This is a genomic window from Mycolicibacterium nivoides, from assembly GCF_003855255.1.
Taxonomy (GTDB): domain Bacteria; phylum Actinomycetota; class Actinomycetes; order Mycobacteriales; family Mycobacteriaceae; genus Mycobacterium; species Mycobacterium nivoides.
On record NZ_CP034072.1, the window covers coordinates 5,480,227 to 5,505,013 of the forward strand.

At 65.2% G+C, this 24,787-nt stretch carries 23 protein-coding genes; 13 read left to right on the forward strand and 10 right to left on the reverse strand.

Going from position 1 to position 24,787, the window contains the following annotated elements; all coding sequences use genetic code 11:
• Nucleotide 1: 1 nt before the first annotated feature.
• From EH231_RS26910 to EH231_RS26935, 6 genes are read right to left on the reverse strand one after another with little or no spacing between them, the layout of a single operon-like run.
• Complete coding sequence (locus tag EH231_RS26910; RefSeq protein ID WP_090424232.1) at nucleotides 2-775, reverse strand: hypothetical protein; 774 nt, start codon at nucleotides 773-775, stop codon at nucleotides 2-4.
• A gap of 9 nt (nucleotides 776-784) precedes the next feature.
• Nucleotides 785-1,279, reverse strand: a complete 495-nt coding sequence (locus EH231_RS26915; RefSeq protein WP_124713663.1) for a nuclear transport factor 2 family protein — start codon at nucleotides 1,277-1,279, stop codon at nucleotides 785-787.
• A gap of 32 nt (nucleotides 1,280-1,311) precedes the next feature.
• On the reverse strand, nucleotides 1,312-2,106 hold the full coding sequence (locus EH231_RS26920) for an SDR family NAD(P)-dependent oxidoreductase (RefSeq protein ID WP_124713664.1): 795 nt from the start codon (nucleotides 2,104-2,106) through the stop codon (nucleotides 1,312-1,314).
• Nucleotides 2,107-2,114: 8 nt separating this feature from the next.
• Nucleotides 2,115-2,948, reverse strand: coding sequence for a mycofactocin-coupled SDR family oxidoreductase (locus EH231_RS26925; protein ID WP_124713665.1), 834 nt, complete (start codon nucleotides 2,946-2,948; stop codon nucleotides 2,115-2,117).
• On the reverse strand, nucleotides 2,945-3,748 hold the full coding sequence (locus EH231_RS26930) for a mycofactocin-coupled SDR family oxidoreductase (RefSeq protein WP_124713666.1): 804 nt from the start codon (nucleotides 3,746-3,748) through the stop codon (nucleotides 2,945-2,947). Before EH231_RS26930 ends, EH231_RS26925 begins: the two co-directional genes overlap by 4 nt.
• Entirely contained in the window at nucleotides 3,748-5,346 is a 1,599-nt protein-coding gene (locus EH231_RS26935) for a flavin-containing monooxygenase (protein ID WP_124714385.1), read from the reverse strand. Before EH231_RS26935 ends, EH231_RS26930 begins: the two co-directional genes overlap by 1 nt.
• Before the next feature lie 146 nt (nucleotides 5,347-5,492).
• Here EH231_RS26935 and EH231_RS26940 point away from each other — a divergent pair, with 146 nt between their 5' ends.
• From EH231_RS26940 to EH231_RS26965, 6 genes are all read left to right on the forward strand, one after another.
• Entirely contained in the window at nucleotides 5,493-6,557 is a 1,065-nt protein-coding gene (locus EH231_RS26940; RefSeq protein ID WP_124713667.1) for a ferredoxin--NADP reductase, read from the forward strand.
• Between the two features lie 98 nt (nucleotides 6,558-6,655).
• A complete protein-coding gene (locus tag EH231_RS26945; RefSeq protein WP_124713668.1) occupies nucleotides 6,656-7,837 on the forward strand; it encodes an acyl-CoA dehydrogenase family protein in 1,182 nt (393 codons plus the stop codon).
• A gap of 13 nt (nucleotides 7,838-7,850) precedes the next feature.
• A complete protein-coding gene (gene bphC / locus EH231_RS26950) occupies nucleotides 7,851-8,759 on the forward strand; it encodes a biphenyl-2,3-diol 1,2-dioxygenase (RefSeq protein WP_164481035.1) in 909 nt (302 codons plus the stop codon).
• A complete protein-coding gene (locus tag EH231_RS26955) occupies nucleotides 8,756-10,222 on the forward strand; it encodes an FAD-dependent oxidoreductase (protein WP_090424224.1) in 1,467 nt (488 codons plus the stop codon). Before bphC ends, EH231_RS26955 begins: the two co-directional genes overlap by 4 nt.
• 212 nt (nucleotides 10,223-10,434) lie before the next feature.
• Entirely contained in the window at nucleotides 10,435-11,268 is an 834-nt protein-coding gene (locus EH231_RS26960; RefSeq protein ID WP_124714387.1) for an IclR family transcriptional regulator, read from the forward strand.
• Nucleotides 11,265-12,188: a LipP1 family hormone-sensitive lipase gene (locus tag EH231_RS26965; protein WP_124713669.1), complete on the forward strand. Its 924-nt coding sequence runs from the start codon at nucleotides 11,265-11,267 to the stop codon at nucleotides 12,186-12,188. Before EH231_RS26960 ends, EH231_RS26965 begins: the two co-directional genes overlap by 4 nt.
• On the opposite strand, the gene EH231_RS26970 is transcribed toward EH231_RS26965, so the two are convergent.
• Nucleotides 12,165-13,370 (reverse strand): NADH:flavin oxidoreductase, encoded by a 1,206-nt coding sequence (locus EH231_RS26970; RefSeq protein ID WP_124713670.1) that lies wholly within the window; start codon nucleotides 13,368-13,370, stop codon nucleotides 12,165-12,167. The genes EH231_RS26965 and EH231_RS26970 overlap by 24 nt on opposite strands.
• A gap of 100 nt (nucleotides 13,371-13,470) precedes the next feature.
• Between EH231_RS26970 and EH231_RS26975 the strand changes: the two genes are divergently transcribed.
• The gene (locus EH231_RS26975; RefSeq protein WP_124713671.1) at nucleotides 13,471-14,454 is read left to right on the forward strand and encodes a Dabb family protein; all 984 of its coding nucleotides are present in this window, start codon (nucleotides 13,471-13,473) and stop codon (nucleotides 14,452-14,454) included.
• 8 nt (nucleotides 14,455-14,462) lie between these two features.
• Here EH231_RS26975 and EH231_RS26980 read toward each other — a convergent pair whose 3' ends face one another.
• A complete protein-coding gene (locus EH231_RS26980) occupies nucleotides 14,463-15,350 on the reverse strand; it encodes an SDR family NAD(P)-dependent oxidoreductase (protein ID WP_124713672.1) in 888 nt (295 codons plus the stop codon).
• Nucleotides 15,347-17,272, reverse strand: coding sequence for a flavin-containing monooxygenase (locus EH231_RS26985; protein ID WP_124713673.1), 1,926 nt, complete (start codon nucleotides 17,270-17,272; stop codon nucleotides 15,347-15,349). The genes EH231_RS26980 and EH231_RS26985 overlap by 4 nt, the downstream gene beginning before the upstream one ends.
• 103 nt (nucleotides 17,273-17,375) lie before the next feature.
• On the opposite strand from EH231_RS26985, the gene EH231_RS26990 reads away from it, so the two are divergent.
• The 6 genes from EH231_RS26990 to EH231_RS27015 are packed head-to-tail and all read left to right on the forward strand — an operon-like array spanning nucleotide 17,376 to nucleotide 24,480.
• The gene (locus EH231_RS26990) at nucleotides 17,376-18,959 is read left to right on the forward strand and encodes an acyl-CoA synthetase (RefSeq protein ID WP_206429614.1); all 1,584 of its coding nucleotides are present in this window, start codon (nucleotides 17,376-17,378) and stop codon (nucleotides 18,957-18,959) included.
• Nucleotides 18,960-18,970: 11 nt separating this feature from the next.
• Nucleotides 18,971-20,077, forward strand: a complete 1,107-nt coding sequence (locus EH231_RS26995; RefSeq protein WP_124713675.1) for a zinc-binding dehydrogenase — start codon at nucleotides 18,971-18,973, stop codon at nucleotides 20,075-20,077.
• 23 nt (nucleotides 20,078-20,100) lie between these two features.
• A complete protein-coding gene (locus EH231_RS27000; protein ID WP_124713676.1) occupies nucleotides 20,101-21,525 on the forward strand; it encodes an aldehyde dehydrogenase family protein in 1,425 nt (474 codons plus the stop codon).
• Nucleotides 21,522-22,298, forward strand: a complete 777-nt coding sequence (locus EH231_RS27005) for a crotonase/enoyl-CoA hydratase family protein (protein ID WP_124713677.1) — start codon at nucleotides 21,522-21,524, stop codon at nucleotides 22,296-22,298. Before EH231_RS27000 ends, EH231_RS27005 begins: the two co-directional genes overlap by 4 nt.
• Nucleotides 22,283-23,422 (forward strand): acyl-CoA dehydrogenase family protein, encoded by a 1,140-nt coding sequence (locus tag EH231_RS27010; protein ID WP_124713678.1) that lies wholly within the window; start codon nucleotides 22,283-22,285, stop codon nucleotides 23,420-23,422. The genes EH231_RS27005 and EH231_RS27010 overlap by 16 nt, the downstream gene beginning before the upstream one ends.
• Nucleotides 23,419-24,480, forward strand: coding sequence for an acyl-CoA dehydrogenase family protein (locus tag EH231_RS27015; protein ID WP_241177812.1), 1,062 nt, complete (start codon nucleotides 23,419-23,421; stop codon nucleotides 24,478-24,480). Before EH231_RS27010 ends, EH231_RS27015 begins: the two co-directional genes overlap by 4 nt.
• A gap of 82 nt (nucleotides 24,481-24,562) precedes the next feature.
• Here the strand turns inward: EH231_RS27015 and EH231_RS27020 are convergent, their stop codons facing one another.
• Entirely contained in the window at nucleotides 24,563-24,742 is a 180-nt protein-coding gene (locus EH231_RS27020; protein ID WP_124713679.1) for a hypothetical protein, read from the reverse strand.
• Nucleotides 24,743-24,787: the final 45 nt, after the last annotated feature.

The following is a 24,787-nucleotide window of genomic DNA, read 5'->3' on the forward strand; positions in this document are numbered from 1 at the left end:
TTCACCAGTCCTGCCAGGGGATGATCGTGTTCAGCGGGGTGTCGATGACGCATTCTCCCGCCGAAGTCCCTGAAGGGTTCTGCCTCAGGCACTCGGAAATGGCCCCGGTGACGCGGACCGGATCGTCATCGAGGTACAGCAGACGGATGCGAAGACCACCTGGAGGATCTGAGGCCTCCGCCGAGCGCAGACCCAGCCCATCGGCCTGGTGGCGGTCCAGCGCGAACGTCCACGCCCCGGCCACTCCGTCCAGTTCGAGCAGAGCTGGAATCGCCACCCGGTCCTCCCATTGGTGATGCTTGTGAGCATCAGCGCCATAGGGTTCGGCGAACCGTGTCATTGTCAGGTACAGCCCACGGTTGGGCCGGTAGGGGATCACGCCGGGCGACACCAGCGCCGATGCCGACGCGTAGCCCTTGACGGGTCGGAAGAACGCGAGCACCGTGCGCCGGACGCCGGGGATCATCGGCCCCCGGCCCCACTGGAACGAATCGGCACCAAGCTGCTCCCACTCGCGCACCGATTGTTCGACCGGGGAGCGGAACCAGTACATCGCGACGTAGTCGGTATCAGCCTGTGCGGGTTCGGCGGTGGACACGTCGCGGCACGCCTCCGGGCGGCTCCAGCGGTCTCCCCATGCGATCCCGGGTAGCGCAAGATTCTCCGGGCGATGATCCAGTTGATGCCATTCGTTGTAGCGGCGGTGTTCCTCATCTCCTCCGCCGTCGAGCACGACGAACGAAAAGAACACCAAAGGGCATTCGACAGCGGACATGACATCCTCTCAGATCTGTTCGGGGACGGCCGATCCCGCCAACCCGAGGTTGAGCAGAGTGTGCGCGTACGGATTCCCGTTGAGCAACCGGCTGGTGCGCGCCGTGATCTGCCATTGCCCATCAAGACGTTCCAGCGCGAAATGGTTGGCGGTCGCTCGCCACACCCGGTAGCCAGATGCGCCATCACGCAACAGCACGAGTGATTCACACACCGCGACGGCGGAGTCGCCGTCCACCGTCACCACCGCCGGGCCCAGGAAATGGCAACAGCCCGCTGCCACCAGATCCTGATGACCGGACGAGCTGACCATCTGGTGTACCCCGTTTCGGCCGGTCATCAGCCAGTCCTCGACATCGTAGGTGCCGTCCAGCGCCCACAGTGCAGCGGCATTGTCGGCGTTGCCCGCATCCACCGAAGGACCGTATGAAGCAATTAGTTTCGTGATGGCGAGCTCGTCCTCTAGGCTCTGGAGGCGGGCCAGTATCTGGTGTTCGATGGTCATGGGTACCGCTCCTCTATATCGCTTAGCCGCCGTCAGTGCGCCCCCGCGATGAGCGCCGCGATTGCCCGATGTGTTTCCAGCACCACGCGGCTTCGGTCCGGAGCGCTGTTGGCCTCGGCGCGGTCCGCGTTGCCGCCGGCCACCCATACCGGTCCGTCGGCCAGGTGGGCCAGCCCCTCGGCAGCCATTTCCGCCGGCTCGTTGACCAGGATCCCGGGAGCATCGAAGTTCAATCCGACCCGCTCCATCGCCGGAGTGCGTGTCACACCCAGCACCAGTTCGAGGACGTCGACATTGCGTTCACGCAGTTCCAACCAGAGGCTTTCGGCGAACATCCGGGAGAATGCCTTGGCACCGGCATAGATGGAGTGCCGCCACGCACCCATGTAACCCGAAAGTGAGCCGACGATCATGATGCCGCCACGGCCACGCTCGGCCATCGGGCGTCCATAGTGCTGCACCATCTCGAGCATCCGGGTCACATTGAGGTCGGTGACCTTCTGGAACTCGGCCAGGTCGGTATCGAGGAACAGTTCGTTGCACGTGCTCGCGCCGGCGTTGTAGATCAGCAGCCCCACCTCGAGATCGGCGGTGTCCTCGGCGATCCGCGAAACCGACTGCGGATCCAGTAGATCCAGCGAGATCGCCCGCACCTCGACACCCAGCTCACGGCACTGGTCAGCGGTGTCGGTCAACGGACCGGGCTTGCGGGCGATGAGCACCAGATTGAATCCGGCTACGGCCAGTTGGCGGGCGAACTCGGCGCCCACGCCCTCGGACCCCCCGGCGATCACAGCCCAGGGTCCGTACTTGGCCAAATCAGTCATGGTGCTTCCTATCGTTGGGTACTTCCGGCGTCAACCGGCAGGCTTGCTGCCGTGACGTAGCGAGCTTCATCTGAAGCCAGGAACAAGCTCGCGTTCGCTATGTCGACGGGCTGCACCCACGGCACGTCAAGCAAGTTCATCCGAGTTGCGGCCGCGGCGAATTCGTCACGGGTCGGCGGACGGTCCAGGTCCGGCCGAAACCCGCTGCGGACGACGTCGTTCTGGATCAGGGGCGTGTCGACGTTGGTCGGAAGGACACAGTTGACCCGAATCCCATGGGGCGCCATGTCATGCGCCAGGCTCCGCATCAGCCCCACGACGCCGTGTTTGGCGGCGGTGTAGTGGGCGACCCCGACCAGGCCCCGCAGACCCGCAATCGAGCTGACCAGAATCACCGACCCCGCACCACGCCCGATCAGATGGGGCGCGGCGGCTGTGCAGGTATTCCACACCCCGGTGAGGTTGATGTCGAGCATGGTGCGCCACGCCGCCTCGGAGAGGTCGACGGCGGCACCCCGCGAGGTGATTCCCGCAGTGGCACAGACGATATCGAGGCCGTCGAAACGGGCCACTCCACGATCGACGGCCGCACGCAGTTCGTCGGTGTCCCGGACATCGACGATGTCGGTGACGATCCGCCCACCCGCCTGCTCGACAAGGCGAGCAGTGTCAGCGAGATCGTCCGGCGTGCTGTGCGGCACCGTCACCGACTCGATCGGCCCGCACACATCAATTGCGATGATGTCCGACCCTTCTTCCGCAAATCGGACTGCCTGGGCGCGACCGATGCCCCGGGCCGCACCGGTGATCAGGGCGGTCTTGCCCCTCAGCCTGCCGGTCATGTCGTCTTCTGCGTCAGGCCGGCGTCGACCACGAGTTGGCAGCCGGTGATGTAGCGAGCTTGGTCGGAGGCCAGGAAGATCACGGCGTTGGCCACGTCGGTGGGCTCAACCCATGGCACCGGTAACAGGTTTCGGGCGGTAAGGACTTGTATGGCGTCCGCTTCGGTCGGCTCGGTCAGGTCGGGCCGCAACCGCTTATACGTGTTGGGGTTGCGCACCATCGGGGTGGCGACCGCCCCCGGATGAATGGTATTGACCCGAATACGTTGTGGACCAAGCTCATTGGCCAGAGTGCGAGCCAGCCCTACCACGGCATGCTTACTGGCGGTGTAATGTGCTGTCCCCCCTGTGCCGCGTATTCCGTTCGTCGAACTGATGATCACCACAGCCCCTCCGTCAGGGCCGATGTGGGGAACACCCGCTTTGACGGTGCACCAAACACCTGTCAGGTTGACGTCCAGATTGCGTTGCCACTCTTCGGCACTGATCATCCAAGCCGGCCTGTTTGGCGTATGGATACCCGCATTGGCGACGATGACGTCGAGGCGGCCCAACCTCATCACACCCGAGTCAACCGCCGACATGACTTCGGCGAGATCACTGATGTCGGCCGTTCCGACGACACAACGCCTGCCACGTTGCCCCACCCGTTCGGCCGTCTCAAGTAGATCGTCGGTGGCCTCAGACCGGTCGAGCGCTATGACATCGGCACCTGTGTCGGCGAAACGTTCGCAATGCACGCGCCCGGTGCCACCACCGGCGCCTGTGACCAGTACGACCTTGCCGGCCAGGTCGGTCACTACGGCGCCTTCAACAGATCGAATCCCTTGTATCCCGCTGCCGCTGCCTCGTTGCAGATATCTAGGTATACGCCGAAGCCTCCGATGAACAGCATGAACATCCGAGGCTTACCTGGCACGTTGGCGCCCATGTACCAGGAGTTGGCCTTGGTGAACAACGTCGCTTCGGCGCGCTGGGCACAGTCAGCGATCCAGTTGTCCACCGCGTCGGCCGTCGGTTCGATTGCCGCGTAGCTGTTCTGCTCGAGATAAGTGATGGCGTCGGCGATCCAGTTCACATGCGCTTCGGCGTGCAGCACCATATTGGCCAGTACCGCAGGCGCTCCGGGGCCCGATACCAGGAACAGGTTGGGGAAGCCGTCGGTACCCAATCCGAGGTAGGTGCGTGGACCGTCGGCCCAGTCGTCCACCAGCTTCTCTCCGCCGCGGCCCACGATGTCGATCTTGGCCAGCGTCCCGGTCATCGCGTCGAATCCGGTGGCCAAGACCAACGCGTCGATAGCGTAGTGCGCGTCAGACGTGTTGATCCCCGACTCGTCGATCGAATCGATCGGCGTGTTTCGGACACTGACCAGCGTGACATTCGGCCGGTTGAACGTCTGGAAATAGTTGGTGTCGGTACAGATCCGTTTCGTGCCGATCGGGTGGTCGCTCGGGATGAGAGCCTCGGCGACATCTGGGTCGTCGATGATGGCACGGATCTTGTTCTCGTAGAACTTGCGAGCTTCTTCGTTCGCCTCCAGTGAGACCATCTGGTCACTGAAGGTCTTGGAGAACAGAACACCGCCCAATTCCCAACGCTCTTCGAACGCAACACGGCGCTCTTCGGGCGTCGCTTCCATGGTCAGCTTCGGGTGCGCGACGTGCGGTGAGCCACCGCCGCTGCGCCACGACATCCGGCGTCGCTCGGCGTAGTTGGCCTTGATCTCCGCGATCTCTTCACCGGTCAGCGGCCGGTTACCCGCCGGCACACTGTAATTCGGGGTGCGCTGGAACACATAGAGCCGTTCGGCCTGTTCGGCGATGATCGGGATGGACTGGATACCCGACGATCCGGTGCCGATGACGGCGACGCGCTTGCCCGTGAAATCCACACTCTCATGGGGCCAATGGGCTGTGTGGTAGACGTCTCCGGCGAAGGTGTCCAAGCCCGGGAAGTCGGGGGTCATCGCGGCGGACAGCGGGCCGGTGGCCATCACCACGAACCGCGCGTCAACGGTTTCGCCGGTATCGGTGGTGACGGTCCAACGCAGCGTCTGCTCATCGAGCACCGCCGAACTCACCCTGGTCCCGAACGTGATGTCGCGGCGCAGATCGAGCTTGTCGGCGACCCAGTTGATGTACTCCAGGATCTCGGACTGGGTGGCGTACTTCTCGGTCCACGTCCATTCCTGTTCGAGTTCGTCAGAGAACGAGTAGCAGTAGTCGACACTCTCGACATCACAACGCGCACCGGGGTAGCGGTTGAAGTACCAGGTGCCACCCACCTCCGGGGCAGCCTCGAAGGCTCGCACCGACAACCCTTGCGACCGGAACTTGTGCAACGCGTACAGGCCACCGAAACCGGCGCCCACCACCACAACATCTACGACGCTCATCGATCCACTGCTCACAGGGCGAACGGTAGGCGCCGATCACGCACGTGACCGCCACAGTTCCCGGTCACCGGACCGCGAGACCTGACGTCCCGACCACCGGAATCGGCGGATTGCCTCATCGGCCGTGTCGGCGAGAATCTCCGCCCATGACCGACCCGAGCCTCCAGACCAGACGGAGCGTCGTTGTCACGGTGGCCGATGTCATCGATGAAAGCCCCGACGCTCGATCTCTGGTCTTCACCGTGCCGCAGGACCAGCAGGAGCAATTCTCTTATCGGCCCGGACAATTCCTGACGTTGCGGGTACCAAGCGAGCTGACCGGATCGGTGGCCCGGTGCTACTCACTCGCCAGCTCACCGCACACCGATCCCGCCCCCAAGGTGACGGTCAAGCGCACCGCCGACGGCTACGGTTCGAATTGGTTGTGCGACAACGTCGATGTCGGCGACACCCTCGAGGTACTGCCGCCTTCGGGGTTGTTCACCCCGGCAAGCCTCGACACCGACTTTCTGTTGTGGGCAGCGGGCAGCGGTATCACTCCGGTGATGTCGATCTTGAAGTCGGTGTTGTCGGCCGGCACCGGGCGGGTGGTCCTGTGTTACGCCAACCGCGACGAACGCTCGGTGATCTTCGCCGGCGAACTACGCGAACTCGCCGCCCGCTACGCAGGCCGACTGACGGTGCTGCACTGGCTGGAATCGATTCAGGGCCTGCCGACCCGCGCGCAGCTGAGCGGATTCGCCCACACCGTTTTCGCCGGGTCCACGGGCTTCGAGGCCTTCGTCTGCGGGCCGGCTCCGTTCATGGCGGTCATCAAGGAGACTCTTCTCGAGGCCGGTGTCGAGCGGGACCGGATTCACCTCGAGGTGTTCCAGTCGCTGTCCGGTGACCCGTTCGCCGATGACACCACCGCACCGGCAACAGATTCCGACGAAGATGACGCCGCCGACCTTCAGGTCGATCTGGACGGCACCAGTCACCGGCTGAGGTGGCCGCGCCAGGCGACGTTGGTCGACGTGTTGATCCGCTCGGGTGTCGACGTTCCGTATTCCTGCAAGGAGGGACAGTGCGGATCGTGCGCGGCCACGGTGGTTCGCGGCGAGGTGGACATGGCTGCCTGCGACATTCTCGAACCCGAGGATATCGCCGACGGGGTGATCCTCGGCTGCCAGGCACGTCCGGTCTCCGACGACGTCCACGTCGAGTTCTGAGCCGTCCGTCCCCACGTTTCCACTGACCGGGATTGGCCCCCGCCGCCCGGATCAAAGCGGTACACCATCAGTACAGCCCTCGACGATAGGACCGAACCATGACTGAGCGCGTAATCGACCGGGTGCGCGACCTCGCCGACCAGTTGCGCCACCAGGGCGCCGAAGCCGAGAAGATCGGCAAGCTCACCGACGAGACCGTCAAGATGATGAAGGCGGCGGGAAACATCCGCCTGTTGCAGCCCAAGGCTCACGGCGGCTTGGAGGTCCATCCGCGCGAGTTCGCCGAGACCGTGATGGCCACCGCGGCACTGGACCCTTCGGCCGGATGGATCAACGGCGTGGTGGGCGTGCACCCGTACCAGCTCGCCTACGCCGACCCGAAGGTCGCCGCCGAGATCTGGGCCGAGGACGTCGACACCTGGGTCGCGTCTCCCTATGCGCCGCAGGGTGTGGCCACGCCCGTCGACGGGGGCTACATCTTCAACGGCCGCTGGCAGTTCAGCTCGGGCACCGATCACTGCGACTGGATCTTCCTGGGCGCGATGCTCGGTGACGGCGAGGGCAAACCACTGATGCCGCCGCAGATGCTGCACATGATCCTGCCGCGCCAGGACTACGAGATCGTGGAGGACTCGTGGAATGTCGTGGGGCTGCGCGGAACCGGCTCCAAGGACGTCATTGTCAAGGATGCGTTCGTACCGACGTACCGGACGATGGACGCGATGAAGGTCATGGACGGCACCGCCCAGCGCGAGGCCGGGATGACCGAAACGCTGTACCTGATGCCGTGGTCGACGATGTTCCCTCTCGGCATCAGCTCGGCGACCATCGGCATCGCCGAGGGCGCCCTGGCCGCTGCGCTCGATTATCAGCGTGAGCGGGTCAACTCCAGCGGCGTGGCGATCAAGGACGACCCCTACGTCATGTATGCGATCGGTGAAGCCGCCGCGGACATCAACGCGGCCCGCCAGGAGCTGCTGGCCAACGCCGACCGCATCTACGACATCGTCGATTCGGGCAAGGAAGTGTCGTTCGAGGACCGGGCCGCGGGCCGGCGCACTCAGGTGCGGGCGGTGTGGCGCGCGGTGTCGGCGGTCGACGAGATCTTCGCCCGCTGCGGCGGCAATGCCGCGCGGATGGACAAACCGCTGCAACGGTATTGGCGTGATGTGCATGTCGGCCAGGCCCACGCGATTCACGTTCCGAGCACGGTCTATCACGCGTCGGCCCTCAGTTCGCTGGGCGTGGACCCGCAGGGCCCGCTTCGGGCGATGATCTGAGAGGACAGCTCATATGGGACTGATCAAGAGCCTCGGCTACGTCACCGTCGCCGCCTCTGATATCGAACGCTGGCGGCACTTCGCCTTCAACGTGCTCGGCTTCGCCACCGGTACCGGGCCCGACGAGTCCGCGTTGTACCTGCGGATGGATGAGCGCGCCGCCCGCATCATCGTCGTGCCCAGAGACGTCGACAAGATCCTGACCGTCGGGTGGGAGGTGCGCGACCACGCCGATCTGGAGCGGGTGAAGGCAGCGCTCGATGCCGCGGGCGTGCCCTTCAAGCAGCTCTCGCTCGAAGAGACGGACGCCCGACGGGTCGAAGAGGCCATCGCGTTCGAGGATCCTGCCGGCACGGCGCTGGAGGTGTTCCACGGCCCGGTGCTCGACCACTCCCCGGTGATCACGCCCTTCGGCGCGAAGTTCGTCACCGGCGATCAGGGGCTCGGGCATGTGGTGTTGCCTGCACTCGACGTCAACGGATTGTTCGAGTTCTACACCGAGGTACTGGGTTTCAAGTCCCGTGGAGCCTTCCGCGTTCCGGTGCCGCCGGAGTTCGGACCGGTGCGGGTCCGATTCATGGGCGTCAACGAGCGCCATCACAGCCTGGCGATCTGTCCCGCCCAGACGCTGCGCGATCCGGGCCTCATCCATCTCATGGTCGAGGCCGACACCCTCGATGCCGTGGGCCAGGCCCTCGACCGGGTCAACGCCGAGGGCTTCCAACTGTCGTCGACACTGGGTCGGCACACCAACGACAAGATGGTGTCGTTCTACGTGCGCGCTCCGGGCGACTGGGATATCGAGTTCGGCACCGAGGGCATGCGGGTCGACGAAACCTATTACACGGCAGAGGAAATCACCGCTGACAGCTACTGGGGACACCAGTGGGTCACCGATCTTCCGAAGGCCATGCAACCGTGACGCCCACCGACGACATCCTGCCGATCCCGGTCAGCGCGGTCACCGAGTGGGCCGACGAGGCCGACGTGGTGATCGCCGGTTATGGCGTTGCCGGCGCCGCCGCCGCAGTGGAGGCGGCCCGCGCAGGCGCCGACGTGCTGGTACTCGAACGCACCGGCTCATGGGGCGGAGCCGCCTCGATGGCAGGCGGCTTCATCTACCTCGGCGGTGGGACCGAGATCCAAAAGGCCTGCGGGTTCGAAGATTCCGTCGACAACATGGCAGCGTTTCTCAACGCGGCGATGGGGCCCGGCGCTGATGCCGCGCGCATCGCGGATTACTGCCGAGGCAGCGTCGCGCATTTCGACTGGCTCGTGGGCTGCGGGGTGCCGTTCAAAGCCGAGTTCTTCGGCGAGCCCGGTTGGGAGCCCATGGGCGACCAGGGGCTCATGTACAGCGGTGGGGAGAACTCGTACCCGTTCAACACCATCGCAACGCCGGCTCCGCGTGGGCACGTCCCGCAGATGCAGAACAAGAAGCAGGGCGAGTCCAGCGCGGGTTTCATGCTGATGAAAGGCCTCGTCGACACTGCGACCGCGGTCGGGGCGCGCTCGCTCTATGACGTGCGGGTGCAGTCGCTGATCGTCGAGTCAGACGGCCGCGTCGCCGGCATTCGGACCCGGCGCTACGGCACCGTGCTGGATATCCGGGCCCGACGTGGAGTTGTGCTGGCCACTGGCAGTTTCGCCTACAACGACGCCATGGTCGCCAGGTACGCCCCGCGCATCGCCGGGCGCCCGGCCGCCTCGATCGAACAGCACGACGGGCAGGCCATCCGGATGGCGCAGGCGCTCGGTGCCGATCTGGCGCACATGGACGCTACCGAGGTCGCCCTGTTCATCGATCCCCAGCAGTTGGTGCGCGGGATTCTGGTCAACGAACGTGGTCAGCGCTACGTCGCCGAGGACACCTATCCCGGCCGAGCCGGCCAGTTGACGCTGTATCACCAGAACAACACGGCCTATCTGATCATCGACGGCGATGCCCAGGATGAGGCGATGGCCTCGCTCTCTCCCCAGCTGATGATGCGGCCGCCGACTTGGGTCGCCGACACCGTCGCCGACCTCGAGGCTGAGATCGGCCTGCCACCGAACTCGCTGCAAGCCACCGTCGATGCCTACAACGAGGCAGCGGCTCGCGGCGAGGACCCGCTGCTGCACAAGAAGCCGCAGTGGCTCAAGCCGATCAAGTCCCCGGTCGGCGCCATCGATCTTCGCGAGAGCACCGGCGGTTTCACCCTCGGCGGGCTGCACACCACCCTCGACGCCGAGGTGCTGCACAGCAGTGGCGACCCCATTCCCGGGCTGTTCGCCGCTGGGCGCTGCACCGCCGGTCTGGCCGCCTGGGGATATGCCAGCGGCGTGTCACTGGGTGACGGGAGTTTCTACGGCCGGCGCGCCGGCCGGGCCGCGGCAGAGGCATAGCCGCTGGTCATTGCCGCGCCTGCAACTTGATATCGCCTCACCCCCGCCGCATTGCGGCGGGGGTTTCGGCATGACCCCGCTCGCATTCGTTCGTTCATGTGACAGTACCCACATCGATATGCTACAAACAGTCATATGACTAATAGTCATATGCCGCCCAGGCATGAAGCTCTATGTGGGAGGTCCTCATGACAATGGCTGCCGAGAAGACAATGGCTGCCGAGAAGCCGGGTGAGACGCCCAGCGCTGTCATCGACCGGGTTTCCCTGGTTCTCGATGTCTTCGAGGGATCTGCCCGACTGACGTTGGCCGAGATCGTGCGCCGGACCGGTCTGCCACGATCGTCGGCCCACCGCCTCCTCGAGCGCCTGGTGCATCTTCGTTGGCTCCGGCGAGACGGCCGCGACTACGAGTTGGGCATGCGACTCGTCGAACTGGGATCACTGGCGCTGCACCAGGACCGCATCCACCGTGCCGCGATCCCCTTGCTTCGCGATCTGCACAGGGCCACCGGACTGGTCGTCCACCTGGCGGTACTCGACGGATCCGACGTCGTATACCTGGAGAAGATCGGCGGTCAGATGGTGGCAGCCATTCCGACACGTATCGGGGGTCGGCAGCCCGCACACTGTACGGCGGTGGGCAAGGCGATCCTGGCCGACAATTCATCGGTCGAGGTCAATCTGGCCTCGCGGTTGACGCGGTTTTCGATCAGCACGGAACGGCAGCTGGAAGCCGAGTTGGCAAAGGTCCGTGCCCACGGCGTCGCATTCGAGCGGGAGGAATCGCTCACCGGATTCGGTTGTGTGGCAGCACCGATCGGTCCGGCAGGCGCAGCCGTCGCGGCGGTGTCGGTGTGTGGTCCGATGAGCCGGATGGCATTCGACCAGCGACTGGCTGCCCCGGTGCGGATGACGGCCATGGGCATCTGGCGCAATGCCGAAGATGGGCCTCATCGCGTGGTCCCCACCTTGCAGCCCGTCCGGCCACTCCGCGTCGGCAGCACCGTCGGGCCGCGGACCTCGGCCACCTTGGTCCCGGCATGACGCTCGATCCACAGATCGCCGGATTGATCGAGGCACTGGATTCAGGCTTCCCACCGGTGCACACGATGACCGGCGCGCAGGCCCGCGCCGCGATCCACAGCCGGTTCGTCGCCAACCCCCAGCCCGAGCCGGTGGCCTCGGTTGCCGACCACCAGGTACCTGTCGACAACGGTCGTATCGATGTGAGGGTCTACCGTCCCGATGCATCCGAACCGCTGCCGCTGCTGGTGTACGCCCATGGCGGCGGATTCGTGTTCTGCGATCTCGACAGCCACGACGGGCTTTGCCGCAACCTTGCCAATCTCGTTCCGGCTGTGGTGGTTTCGGTGGACTACCGGCTTGCCCCCGAGCACCGCTGGCCGACCGCCGCCGAGGACCTCTATGCCGCCACCCGCTGGGCGGTCGATCATGCAGCCGATTTCGGCGCCGACCCGTCACGCGTCGTGGTGGGCGGCGACAGCGCAGGAGGCAACCTCGCTGCAGTGACCACCTTGATGGCCCGCGACCGCGGTGGGCCGAACCTGGCGGCACAACTCCTGCTGTACCCGGTGATCTCCGCGGTTTTCGATACCGACTCCTACCGGCTGTTCGGCCGGGGCTTCTACAATCCGCGCCCGGCACTGCAGTGGTACTGGGACCAGTACGTCCCCCAGGTCGGAGACCGGCAAAACCCTTACGCCTCACCGTTACACGGCGACCTCCATGGCTTGCCGCCGGCCGTCGTGATTCTCGCCGGCCACGATCCCCTGCGTGACGAAGGCATCGCCTATGCCGACGCGTTGGAGGCGGCCGGGGTGCCCGTAAGCCGGCGCCCCTTCGAGGGGGGCATCCACGGTTTCATGACGATGCCGATGCTCGACATCGCCCACCAGGCCCGGCGAGAGGCCAGCCGGGCGCTAGGTGACCTGCTCGGCGCTTAGCACGGCGCCGTAGCGCTGGTCAGGGTCGAGGACGCAGTGGGTGCGGCTGAACACCGTCACCATGCACTTGTTGTTGTGGTTGCAACGGCTGCGTGAGCCGGGCTCGGCGATCATCGTGTTGACCCGGTCCGGTTCACGCAGCAACGCCCGGCCCATGGCGAAGAAATCGAATCCTTCCCGCATGCCCGTCTCAAGGTGTTCGCGATCGTTGATGCCGCCCAGCAGAATCAGTTTGGTGTTGCGCATGAGCGGCACGAACTGCCGCGCGGCCTCCAGCATGTAGAGGTCCCGATACGGATAGACACCCATCGTCTGCTTGCCCACCAGCCGGACTGCCGGCCGCAATGCCGGCGGCATCACCTTCGCGAACTCCTTGACCGGGACGTCGCCGCGGAACAGGTACATGGGCTTGTACACCGACGAGCCCTGAGTCAGTTCGATGGCGTCGAGGGTGGCATCGGCGTCGAGAAGTTGGGCAGTCCGCAACGCCTCGTCGATCCAGATGCTGCCCGGAAGCCCGTCGTCCATGTCCAGTTTGGCGATCACCGCGACCCGATCGCCGACCACCTCACGCACCCGCGCCGCGATCTCCCGTACGAACCGCGATCGGTTGTCGATATCGCCGCCGTACTCATCCTTGCGACGATTGATCAGCGGACTCAGAAACGAGCTGGGCAGGTAGAGATGCCCGAAATGCAGTTCGACGGCATCGAATCCGGCATCGACCGCTACCTGCGCGGCGTCGCCGAACTGGTCGATCACGTGGGCGATTTCGGCGCGGGTGATCTCACGGCAATAGGCGAAGGAGGTCGGGTTGATGAATCTACTCGGTGCCACGGCGGTGACACCGGTCAGCTTTTTCTGCGCCACCACCCCGGCATGGCCCAGCTGCGCCGAAATAGCCGCCCCCGCACCGTGTACCGCGTCGGCGAGCCGGCGCAGTCCCGGCAGAGCCTTGCTGTCCATGACGATCTGGCCGGGTGCGCTCGCACCCTGGGGAGACACACAGCAGTAAGCCACGGTGGTCATTCCGACGCCGCCCTCTGCGAAGCCGCGATGGAAATCGATGAGGTCGTCGGTGACCAGCCCATCGGGTGAGCGGCCTTCCGACGTGGCGGCCTTGATCACTCGGTTGCGCAGCGTCACGGGCCCGAGCTGGGCCGGGCTGAACGGATCGGTCATCGCCACACCATCGCGCCGACACACCCTGTCGTCAACGGTGGTTTCCCGATGGCCGGGAATGCTGCGCCTACGTCGAGACGGGCGACCGTAATCTTGCGTCATGGCCGAGGTTTTCGTGATCGATCGGGTAGTCACCAGGCCGGGCTGCGCCCAGAAGTTCATCGATGCCTACTTGGCCGGGTATGCCCCGGGTGCCCGTGATCGCGGCATGACACTGCGCGACGTCGTGGTCAGCCCACCCATCTGGTTCGACGACCGATCCAACGTGGTCACCGTTACCTGGACGCTGCCCAGCCCCCAGGCCTGGTGGCAGATGACCTGGCAGGGCCGGCCCGACCCCGCCGTTGCGCGGTGGTGGGACAGCATCACCGATCTGGTGGTGGAACGGACTCGCGATGTCGCGTCTGCGGCCGAGGCAGTCGATGCCCCTGCCGCACACGTCCCGACCGACACATCGACCGGTTCAGCCACACTCGGGGTCACCCGCCTGGTCGACGTCGACGAGTCCGAACGCGGCCGCGTCGTGGGCGCCCTACGCGACGCCGCCGAACGCAGCGGCGCGTCGAGAGCGTTGGTAGAGCCGACACTGCCGGGTTCACGCAATGGCGGCGACATCCTGGTCCATCTGCGGTTTCCAAACGAACATGCCTGGGAGAAAAGCAATTTCGACGATGCGCTGACGGATCCGGCGATCTCGCGCGTGAATGGGGTGATCTACCGGGGGACTCCGATCCGCCGCAGCAGTGGCACCGTGTACCGCGCGCTGCTGCTGCGTGTACCCGCCGAGGTGGGGGCCGAGACCGTCGCAGCATTCGAGAGTGAACTGTCGATGATGCCCCGATACGTCCCCACCATCACCGCGTGGCAGCTCAGCCGGGTCGAGCAGGCCATCGGCACCACCGAATGGACCCACGTCTTCGAACAGGAATTCACCGACGTCGACGGACTGATGGGCCCCTATCTCATGCATCCGATCCACTGGGCGGTGGTCGACCGTTGGTTCGATCCCGAGACCACCGACATCATTGTCCGCGACCGGGTATGCCACAGCTTCTGCGAACTGCCTGGCCCCGTACTCGAATAGGCGAGCACCTAGACCCCCGCCGGCAGGATGTTCGGATTCACAGCGGCAGGCGGCTGCAGCGGCGGCAATACTGTGTTGCCGTCCAGCGAGTGCACCGGAAGTTGTTGCGACCACGGGTAGTGCAGGCTGAACGCCACCAGACCGGTCCGCTCGGTCGCAGGCAGGTGACACATCGCCAACACCGTTTCGGCCAGGTACTCGACCGGTTCGGTCGGAAAGCTGTCCGGAATCAGCGACGCCGCGCCCGGCGTGCGCACCGCCGTCGACGGCCCGACGCAGTTCACCGCAATGTCGGCATCCAGCAGCTCGGCGGCCACCCCCTGGGTGAACCGGTGCAACGCAGCCTTGCACGACGCATAGATCACGTCGCCCGCCGTCTTGTTGTAGTCGCGGTACGGCCGCACCGGGGCCACCCCGGTCACCGAGCCGATGTTGACGATCCACCCTGCGCCCTGTTTACGCATGTGCGGCACAACCGCTTTCGTCAACGCGAACGGTGCCTTCAGATAATGCTCCACGGTGCGGTCGAAGGTCTCGACCGGCATGTCCTCGATGACCGAATAGTCGGCGTAGCCGGCGTTGTTGACCAGGATGTCGAGCCGGCCGGTGCGCTCGACGACAGCCTGGATCAGGCCGTCACGGGCGGCGCTGTCTTCGAGATCGGCAGCCACTCCGAAGGCCGAGCCCCCGGCGTCTTCAATGAGAGCGATGGTCTCCTCGATCGTCCCCGGGATTGCCTCGGTGACTCCGGCCCGCGTGGACGGTGTCGGGGTATAGGAGCGTGCGGTGACCGCCACCGTGGCGCCTTCCGCCGCCAACCTCTGTGCGATGGCACGCCCGATGCCGCGACTACTGCCGGTCACCAACGCTGTTCTGCCGGAAAGCATCTGACTCATCGGAGGACGAAATCCTCTTCGATCGGGGCTCGGTGTTGCTGCCAGATATCCACCAGTCGGAACGGTGTGGCCACCACAACCCGGCCCGACCCTGAGCGGTAGTAGGTGTGAGCGTTGGGCGTATGGCACCAGACCGTGCGCTGCATCGCCTCGTCTATCCCTGCGACGTACTCGTCGTATGCACGTTGGGTGACCTCCATCGTCGACGCCCCGCGCAAAGCCATCAGTTGCAGGCACTCCACGATGTAGTGCGCCAGCACTTCCATCGAGAAATTGGCGCCTGCACCATGGCCCGGGCTGTAGTTCGGCGCCGAGGTGATGAACAGATTCGGGAACCCTGCGACCGCGCCCCCTCGATATGCCCGCGGGCTGTCGCCCCATTCCTGGACCAGAGTCTTGCCGTCGCGGCCGCGAATATCGATGGTGGACAGGAAATCCAGGTGGTAACCGGTGGCGTAGATGATGAGATCGAGGTCAATCTGGCGGCCGTCGGCGGTGACGATGCCCCTCTCGTTGACTTGAGCGGGTTCACTGGCCTCCACTTCGACGTGGTCACGGGTCAGCGCGGCATAGTAACCGCCGGGGTCGCGGATGATCCGCTTGCCGTACGGAGCAAAATCCGGCGTCACCTTCTGCGCCAATTCGGTTCCGGCACCAAAAGTCCGGTCGATGTACTCCTGACACATCTTGAGCAGCACATCGTTGGCCGGCGAAATCGACAGGTGAGTCTCGGACCACTCGGAGTCCCGCAGAATGACCGGGTAGTTGTTGTCCGCCGTTCCCCAGTACGACTTGAGTCGGTGCCACATCGCGTAGTAGGGCAACGCTTTGCCCAGATAGCGCCGATGTTCGGGGACTTCATCCGACAGGCGCCGGCGAGGGGCGACCCAGTGCGGCTGCCGCTGGAAGACTGTCAGGTGTTCGACCTCCTCGACGCAGGCGTCGACGATCTGCACGGCTGTGCAACCGGCGCCGATGATGGCCACCTTCTTGCCTGCCAGCTCCAGTGAAGGGTCCCACTGCGCGGAGTGAATGCTGGTGCCGGCGAAGGTGTCTCGTCCCTCGATGTCGGGGAATCGCGGTCGGTTGAGATAGCCGGCCGCGGTGACGACGACAGTCGCGTAGTCGATGCTCCGGGTTCCGTCAGCGCGACGGGAGTGGATCTCCCACTGCTGACGCTGCTCGTCCCACCACAGTGCCTCCACCTCGGTGCCGAAGCGGATGTGGCGACGCAGATCGTGCTTGTCGGCCAACGAGACCAGGTAGGCCTGATATTCCGCGCCCTGCGGATAGTAATTCGACCAGTCCGGGTTCACCTCGCGTGACAGCGAGTAGTACGCCGAAGGCGTATCCACCCCGATGCCGGGATACCTTGTGGTCAGCCAGGTGCCACCCACCTCATCGTTGCGGTCGAAGATCTCGAAATGCACGCCCTCTTCGGCAGCGGCCAGCGCGACCGCGATACCGGCGATGCCGGCGCCGATGATCGCCACCGTGGTGGAAGAGGGAATCGGCGTGGTGCGCGGCAACGTCGGCTGAGACGGGCGGAATCCGCCTTGCTCCAGCAGCAGGTCGACGTGTTCGTCGTCGACGGGACCACCCAGCGCAATCGGGAGCAGACGGGCGAAGAACTCGCGATCGTCCACCGGCAGCGCGCCAACCCGACGCGGCCGGCCGAGGGCGGCGGCGATTTCGTCGGCCAGCGTCTCGGCGGTCTGAGTATCGGTCGTTCCAGCGCGCTCGGGCGGATCGGGAACGTGATCGATCTTGGATGCGTACCGATCGATGACCGCCGGATCACCCGTCATCTGGGCCAACACCGCGACCAGGACACCAGGGTCCGCCTCCAGGAGATGGGCGCGCAGGTCGTCAGGGTCTGGGGCGCGATCCGCGAGTGACGAGGATTCAGTGGTAGCGGTCATAGGTTCGAGTATCGAAGGGTCGAGGGCCTCGCCGCGCCCACTCTGTCTACTGAGCGGGAGACGAACCACCGCGGCCGCCGGCGGCATGCCTACTCTGCCGACCATGCATTCCGACGACCTTGCCGCCGTCATCGCCCGGGCCCGTAGCCACAGCCTCGCAGATATCCCCCGCCGGTCGGCGCGCAAGCAACCTGAGAAGACCGCCATCATCGACGGCGACGTCGCCCTGAGTTTTGCCGAGTTCGATCACCTGGTGGATCGCGCCGCCGCCGCATTGCACGAGAACGGGTTACTCCCCGGTGACCGACTCGCATTGTTGTCGCGCAACTGCTGGCAGTACACGGTGCTGGCCTTCGCCACCGCCCGCGCCGGCGTGGTGCTGGTTCCGATCAATTTCATGCTGATGCCGGAGGAGATCTCGTACATCCTCGGCCACAGCCAGGCCGCTGGATTCATCGTCGAGGCCGACCTGATCCCGGTGGCCGAACAGGCCATGGCCGTGGGAACAGCGGTTCGCACGAAGGCAGCACTCGTGCCCTCCGGCCAGTCATGTCCTGGCTGGCCCGATTTCGCCGAATGGCTGACCACCATCGCGGACGTTCCGGACATCCGGATCGATGACGATCAGCTGCTGCGGGTGATGTACACCAGCGGCACCGAATCGCGGCCCAAAGGCGTCATGCACAGCAGTCGCAGCTTGATGTGGCAGTACATCAGCACCATCGTGGCCGGTTCCATGTCCGGCGACGATGTCGAGATCCACTCCCTGCCCCTGTATCACTGCGCGCAGCTGGACAACTTCCTGGCGACCGACATCTACCTGGGAGCAACCAGCATCATCCTGCCCAGGCCGGACCCGGAGCTGGTACTTCGGACGATCGAACGACATGGCGTCACGAATTACTTTGCGCCACCTACGGTGTGGATCAGCCTGCTGCGCAGTTCCGTGTTCGACGAGGTAGACCTGTCCAGCCTGCGCAAGGGGTACTACGGGGCCTCACCGATGCCTACCGAGATCCTGCACGAGATGCGTAGACGGCTGCCGAATCTGCGGCTGTGGAACTTCTACGGCCAGACGGAGATGGCTCCCCTGGCCTCAGCTCTGGGCCCTGCCGAGCAGGATGCCCACGCAGGGGCTGCGGGGCGTCCCGTGGTCAACGTCGAAACGGTGATCCTCGATGACAACGACGTGCCGGTCGAGTCCGGCACCGTCGGTGAAATCGCCCACCGCAGTCCACATCTGATGCTGGGCTACCTCGACGACGAGGACAAGACGGCCCAGGCCTTCGCCGGCGGTTGGTTCCATTCCGGCGATCTGGGCTTCTATGACGAGCACGGCCTGCTGCACGTCGTCGATCGAAAGAAGGACATGATCAAAACCGGCGGCGAAAACGTCGCCAGCCGCGAGGTCGAAGAAGTTCTCTACCGGCACAACGGCGTCGAGGAAGTAGCCGTATTCGGCGTGGCGCACCCCGTCTGGGTTGAGGCTGTGGTCGCCGCGGTGGTAACCCGGGCCGGCTCCAGCCTGACCGAAGAAGACGTTCTGCGTCACTGCCGCGACCACCTCGCCGGCTTCAAGACCCCCAAGCAGATCTTCTTTGTCGATTCGCTGCCAAAGAACCCCAGCGGCAAATTGCTCAAACGCGACCTGCGACAGCGGTTCAGCCTCGAATTCCAAAGCAACTGAAGGGACGCACGATGTACCAGGGACGGATCGCGCGATTCGACGAACCAGGCAAACCATTCCAGATCGAAACGGTCACCCTGCCCGAAGTCGGGCCGGGGGAAATCCTGATCCGGGTCCTCCGGGCGAACATCTGTGGATCAGACGTGCATGCCTGGCACGGCACCTTCGCCACCCGCGGTTTGGGTGGACAGCTACCGACCGTGCTGGGTCACGAGATGGTGGGCGCCATCGAGGTGCTGGGCGACGGAGTATCCGCCGACTCCAACGGCAAACCCTTGGCCGAAGGCACGCGAGTGGTGTTCCCGTACTTCTACTGCTGCCACACGTGCCGTAACTGTCTGGCGGGGCGCCGTAACGCCTGCCTGAACCTGAAAATGGCGATGTTGGGCCGCGCCGACGAACCGCCCTATTTCGTCGGCGGATACGGCGACTACTACCTGTTGCCTGCCGGCGCAGTGATTTACACGGTTCCCGATACCCTGAGCGACGACATCGCCGCGGGCGCCAACTGCGCACTGTCACAGGTCATGTACGGACTTGAACGCGTCGACCTGCAGCTCGGCGAGCACGTCGTGGTTCAGGGAGCCGGAGCCCTGGGTCTCTACGCGGTGGCCGTCGCCAAGGCGCGCGGCGCAGCCAACGTCATCGCGATCGACGGCGTGTCCGAAAGACTCGAGTTGGCAACCGCATTCGGTGCCGACTCGGTGATCGACCTCAGCGAAGTCGCCACGCCCAAGGACCGGGCCAAAGCAGTACGTAAGTTGACCGACGGCCAGGGTGCCGACGTGGTGGTCGAGGTCGTCGGACACCCGTCGGCCATCGACGAGGGCCTGCAGATGCTCGCCCAGTTCGGCCGTTACGTCGAGATCGGCAACATCAACATCGGCAAGACCTTCGAGTTCGACCCGTCACGGTTCGTCTTCACCAACAAGACCATGGTCGGGGTCTCCCTCTATGACCCGGCAGTCCTGTCCCGCGCGTTGACCTTCCTCGACCTTCATCAACACCATCTGCCGTTCGAGCGTCTCGCCGCGGCGTCGTACTCGCTCGACGACATCAACGAAGCGTTCAGCGCAGCCGACGGCAAGCGCGATATCCGCGCCAGCCTGATTCCCTGACCCCCACGAATGTAAGGACAACCGTGCCCACTTTTGAACACGACAGACTGTTCATCGACGGCAGCTGGACCACCGCCTCGGGGAACGGCGTCATCGAAGTAGTCGACCCGGCTACCGAAGCAGTGATCGGCCATGTGCCCAATGGCGACTCCACCGATGTCGACGCCGCCGTGGCGGCAGCGAGGCGGGCATTCGACCCGCTCATCACCGTTGGCGAACGCCGGGATCGAGTGCAGCGGGTGATCGCCGCGATGGAGAAGCGCTTACCCGACATCGCCGATCTCATCACCGCCGAGATGGGTGCCCCCGTACGCATCGCGCAGACGGTGCAGACGCAGGTGCCACTGGCGGTGGCCAAGGGCTTCGCCGATGTGCTGGAGACCTTCGAATTCGAAGAGCGCATCGGCAATTCGCTTGTTCTGAGAGAGCCCTACGGCGTCGTCGGGGCCATCACGCCGTGGAATTACCCGCTCTACCAGGTGGTCGCCAAGGTGCTACCGGCCATCGCCGCGGGCTGCCCCGTCGTGCTCAAACCCAGTAACGAAGCCCCGCTTTCGGTGTTCGCCTTCGTCGAAGCCTGCGAAGAGTCGGGACTCCCGCCCGGGACGATCAACCTCGTCTCGGGCCCCGGTCGGGTGATCGGCGAACGTCTCGCGTCGCATCCCGACGTCGACTTCGTCTCGTTCACCGGATCCACAGGCGTGGGCGCGCGCGTCGGAGAACTTGCCGGCCAGTCGATCAAGAAGGTTGCTCTCGAACTCGGCGGCAAGTCGGCCAACGTAATCCTCGATGGTGCGGATCTGGCGACCGCGGTCAAGGTCGGGGTGGGCAATGCCTTCCTCAATGGAGGCCAGACCTGTATGGCGTGGACCAGGATGCTGGTGCCGCAAAGCCGCTACGACGAGGCCCTGAGCCTGATCGAATCCGCCGTGGCCCGCTACATCGTGGGTGATCCGCGCGACCCGGCGACCCGTATCGGACCGTCGGCGTCGCGGTCGCAGTTCGACACGGTTCGTGGCTTCATCGACCGCGCCCAGCGCGACGGCGCCCGCCTGCTGATCGGTGGCGCGGAGCCGATCAGCGACGTCGGGTATTTCGTGGCACCAACGGTTTTCGCCGACGTGGATCCTGACTCCGAGCTCGGTCAGGAAGAGGTGTTCGGTCCCGTGCTCGCAGTGATCCCCTTCACCGACTCCGATGATGCACTGCGCATCGCCAATGGCACGCCCTACGGGCTGTCGGGCGCCGTATGGGCCGCAGGCGATGACGACGCCATCGCTTTCGCCCGCCAGGTGCAGACCGGCCAACTCGACATCAACGGCGGCGCCTACAACCCCACCGCCCCGTTCGGCGGGTACAAGAAGTCCGGCATCGGCCGTGAACTGGGCCGGTTCGGCTTCGAAGAGTACCTCCAGACCAAATCCCTTCAGCTCAAGGAGCGCGCGTGACCTCACCGCTGGACGTCCACACCGACGGACCGGTGCAAATCTGGACAATCACCCTGCCGGACGTCGGCAATGCCATCACCGGCAAGGACGTCATCGCAGCGTTCGAGAGCGGCGTGGATGCGGTCAACGGGGACAACACCGTGGGTGCGGTCATCCTCACCGGTGCAGGCAAGATCTTCTCGGCCGGCGGCAACGTCAAGGAGATGGCCGACCGTCAGGGCATGTTCGGTCTGGATGCCATCGACCAGCGACGGGCCTACATCGATGGGATCCAACGGATCCCACGTGCTCTGGGTCGCCTCGAAGTCCCTCTCATCGCTGCGGTCAACGGCGCCGCCATCGGCGCCGGGTGCGATCTGGCGATGATGTGCGACATCAGGATTGCCTCCGAGCGCGCATCCTTCGCCGAGAGCTTCGTGCAGCTCGGCCTCATCCCGGGCGATGGCGGCACCTGGTTCCTCCCTCGCGCCATCGGCTACGCCCGCGCCGCCGAACTGACCTTCACCGGCGAACGGATCGACGCCGCAACGGCGTTGGAGTGGGGACTCGTCAGCCGAGTGGTAGCGCACGACGAGTTGCTGTCCGAGGCTCGCACACTCGCCGACAAGATCGCGGTCAACCCGCCGCGCGCGCTTCGGATGGCCAAGCGCCTGCTGCAGGAATCGATCACGGGCTCCCTGGAATCGACGCTCTCCATGGCGGCGGCAATGCAGCCGCTGGCCCACCACGACGCCGAGCACCAACAGCGCATCGCGAAGTGGCGGACATCGTGACGGGCGCGCACCTGGCACACCTGGACCGGTTACGCCGGGAGGTCCGTGGCTTCCTGGCCGAACAGTTGGCCGTCGGCGCGTTCACGCCGTCGATCGATTCGTGGTTGTGCGGATGGGACGAAAGTTTCACCGCGTCCCTGGCGAAGCAGGGCTGGCTGGGCATGACGGTTCCCGTCCATTACGGCGGCCATGGCCGCTCGTTTCAGGAACGGTTCGTGGTGACCGAAGAACTGCTGGCCGCGGGCGCCCCGGTCGCCGCCCACTGGATCGCCGACCGCCAGATCGTGCCGTCGCTCCTGAAATACGGGACGGAAGAGCAGAAGTCAGAGTTCCTACCTCGCATCGTGCGCGGTGAGTGTTTCTTCGGCATCGGGATGAGCGAACCGGATTCCGGCTCCGATCTGGCGAGCGTCCGCACCCGTGCGGCACGAGTCGACGGCGGGTGGTCGATCACCGGTACCAAGGTATGGACCTCGGGAGCGCACCGCGCTCATGCCTTCATCGTGCTGGCCCGCACAGAACCGGTCGATCCGTCGCATCGGCATGCCGGGTTGAGCCAGTTCATCGTCGACCTGCGCACCCCGGGCGTGCAGGTCCGCCCGATCATCTCGATGAACGGCGGACATCACTTCAACGAGGTCGTGCTCGACGAGGTGTTCGTGCCCGATGCCATGGTCTTCGGCGAGATCGGCCGCGGCTGGACCCAGGTCACCTCCGAGCTGAGCTTCGAGCGGAGCGGGCCGGAACGATTCCTGTCGACCTTCCCGCTCCTCACGCAGCATGTCGAACACCTTGTCGCGCACGGCGAATCACCTGATGGACAGGTGGGCCGCCTGGTGGCGCGGGTCGCCGGACTGCATCACATGTCAACCGCAGTGGCCGGCGCCCTGGAGCGCGGTGAGAATCCCGATGTCCCGGCAGCGGTCGTCAAGGTCCTCGGCACCACGGTCGAAGGCGACATCGCCGACTACGCAGACCGGCAGACCGGAGATGACGCCGCCACGGACGCCGAGTGGGCGCACCTGGTCGCCACCGCAGTGGACCAGCGCCCCGGCTTCACGTTGCGCGGCGGAACCAACGAAGTACTGCGCGGTGTCATCGCGCGGGGATTGGGTATGCGATGAGCACCACCGAACTCGCCCTGGGCACGCTGACCGCGGTGGACCCCGACCTGGCGGCCATGATGGACGGTGTCTTCTCCGATTACCGCCAGACCGCGCCCACCGGGCGCCCGGGCGAACGCGTCGAGTACGACCGCGCACTGTGGCAGCGGCTCGACTCCCTCGGACTGGTCCGCCTGACCGGCGCCGAGGAATCTGGTGGCAGCGGCGCAGGTTGGCTCGAGGCTGCTGAGTTGCTCAGTGCCGCAGTCCGTCACGGTGTCCGCATCCCGCTGGCCGAGCACGACTTGCTGGCCTGTTGGCTGTTGGAGACCCTCGGCCGACCCGTCGATGACGCCGCGCGAACGGTGTATGTGGCGCCACGTAGCGGCGAATCCACCAAACCTGTGCCCTGGGCCGCCGACGCGGAACGGATCGTCGTGCTCTGGCCGAGCGGCGACGAATACCGGCTCACCGAGTTCGACACCGCGGAACTGTCGGTCGCCCTCGGCACCAATCTGATCGGCGAGCCGCGCGACACTGTCAGCGTCGACACCGCCGGAGTCAGCGGTCATCCGGTGACCACCGGACTGGTCGGCCAGCTCGGCCGCAAATCGGCGATGATACGGGCGATCCAGGTGTGCGCGGCGCTCGATCGCGCTGTGGCGCTGTCGATCGAACACGTGGCATCCCGCAATCAATTCGGACGTCCGTTGGCGAAGTTCCAGGCGATTCAGAACCTGATCTCGGATGCGGCAGCAGAGTCGGCACTGGCGCGGGCCGCCACCGAGGCTGCGCTGCACACTGCCATCGGAACGGACTGGCAGTCAGCTCAACTGGACTTCCAGATCGCGACCGCGCGATCTTGCGCCGGGCATGCCGCCTCAATCGTAGCCCGCAACGCGCACCAGGTGCACGGCGCCATCGGCACCACCCACGAGCATCGACTTCACGAATACACCCGCGCCGCCCTGGCCTGGCGCTCGGAATATGGGTCCGTGCGCTTCTGGGACGACCGGGTTGCGGCAGCCGCCGTTGCGGCAGGCGGGCAACAGCTCTGGGCGTTGATCGCCGACAGCTGACAGCTGTTCTGACTTAACAGGGGCGAGTGCCCGTCGCGGTGTCACGCACTGAGGCGACAACGAAGGCACAAGGCGCTGACGGTCATTGAGTTGCGTCCTGAGTGATGTCAACCCCGGCGAAGACCACCCGGTCATCCAGACGGGTGAAGTTGACATGGGGCTCATACTTCGTCAGTTGACCTGGTTGCAGAAATCCATAGGCCCCACGGAAGAAAGGATCGTCGGTGAGGTACCGGTCGCCGACACTGTCGATGACGGTCACCACCGCGAGCGGCGGTGACCTCGTTTCACTGAACAAGCAGGGCTG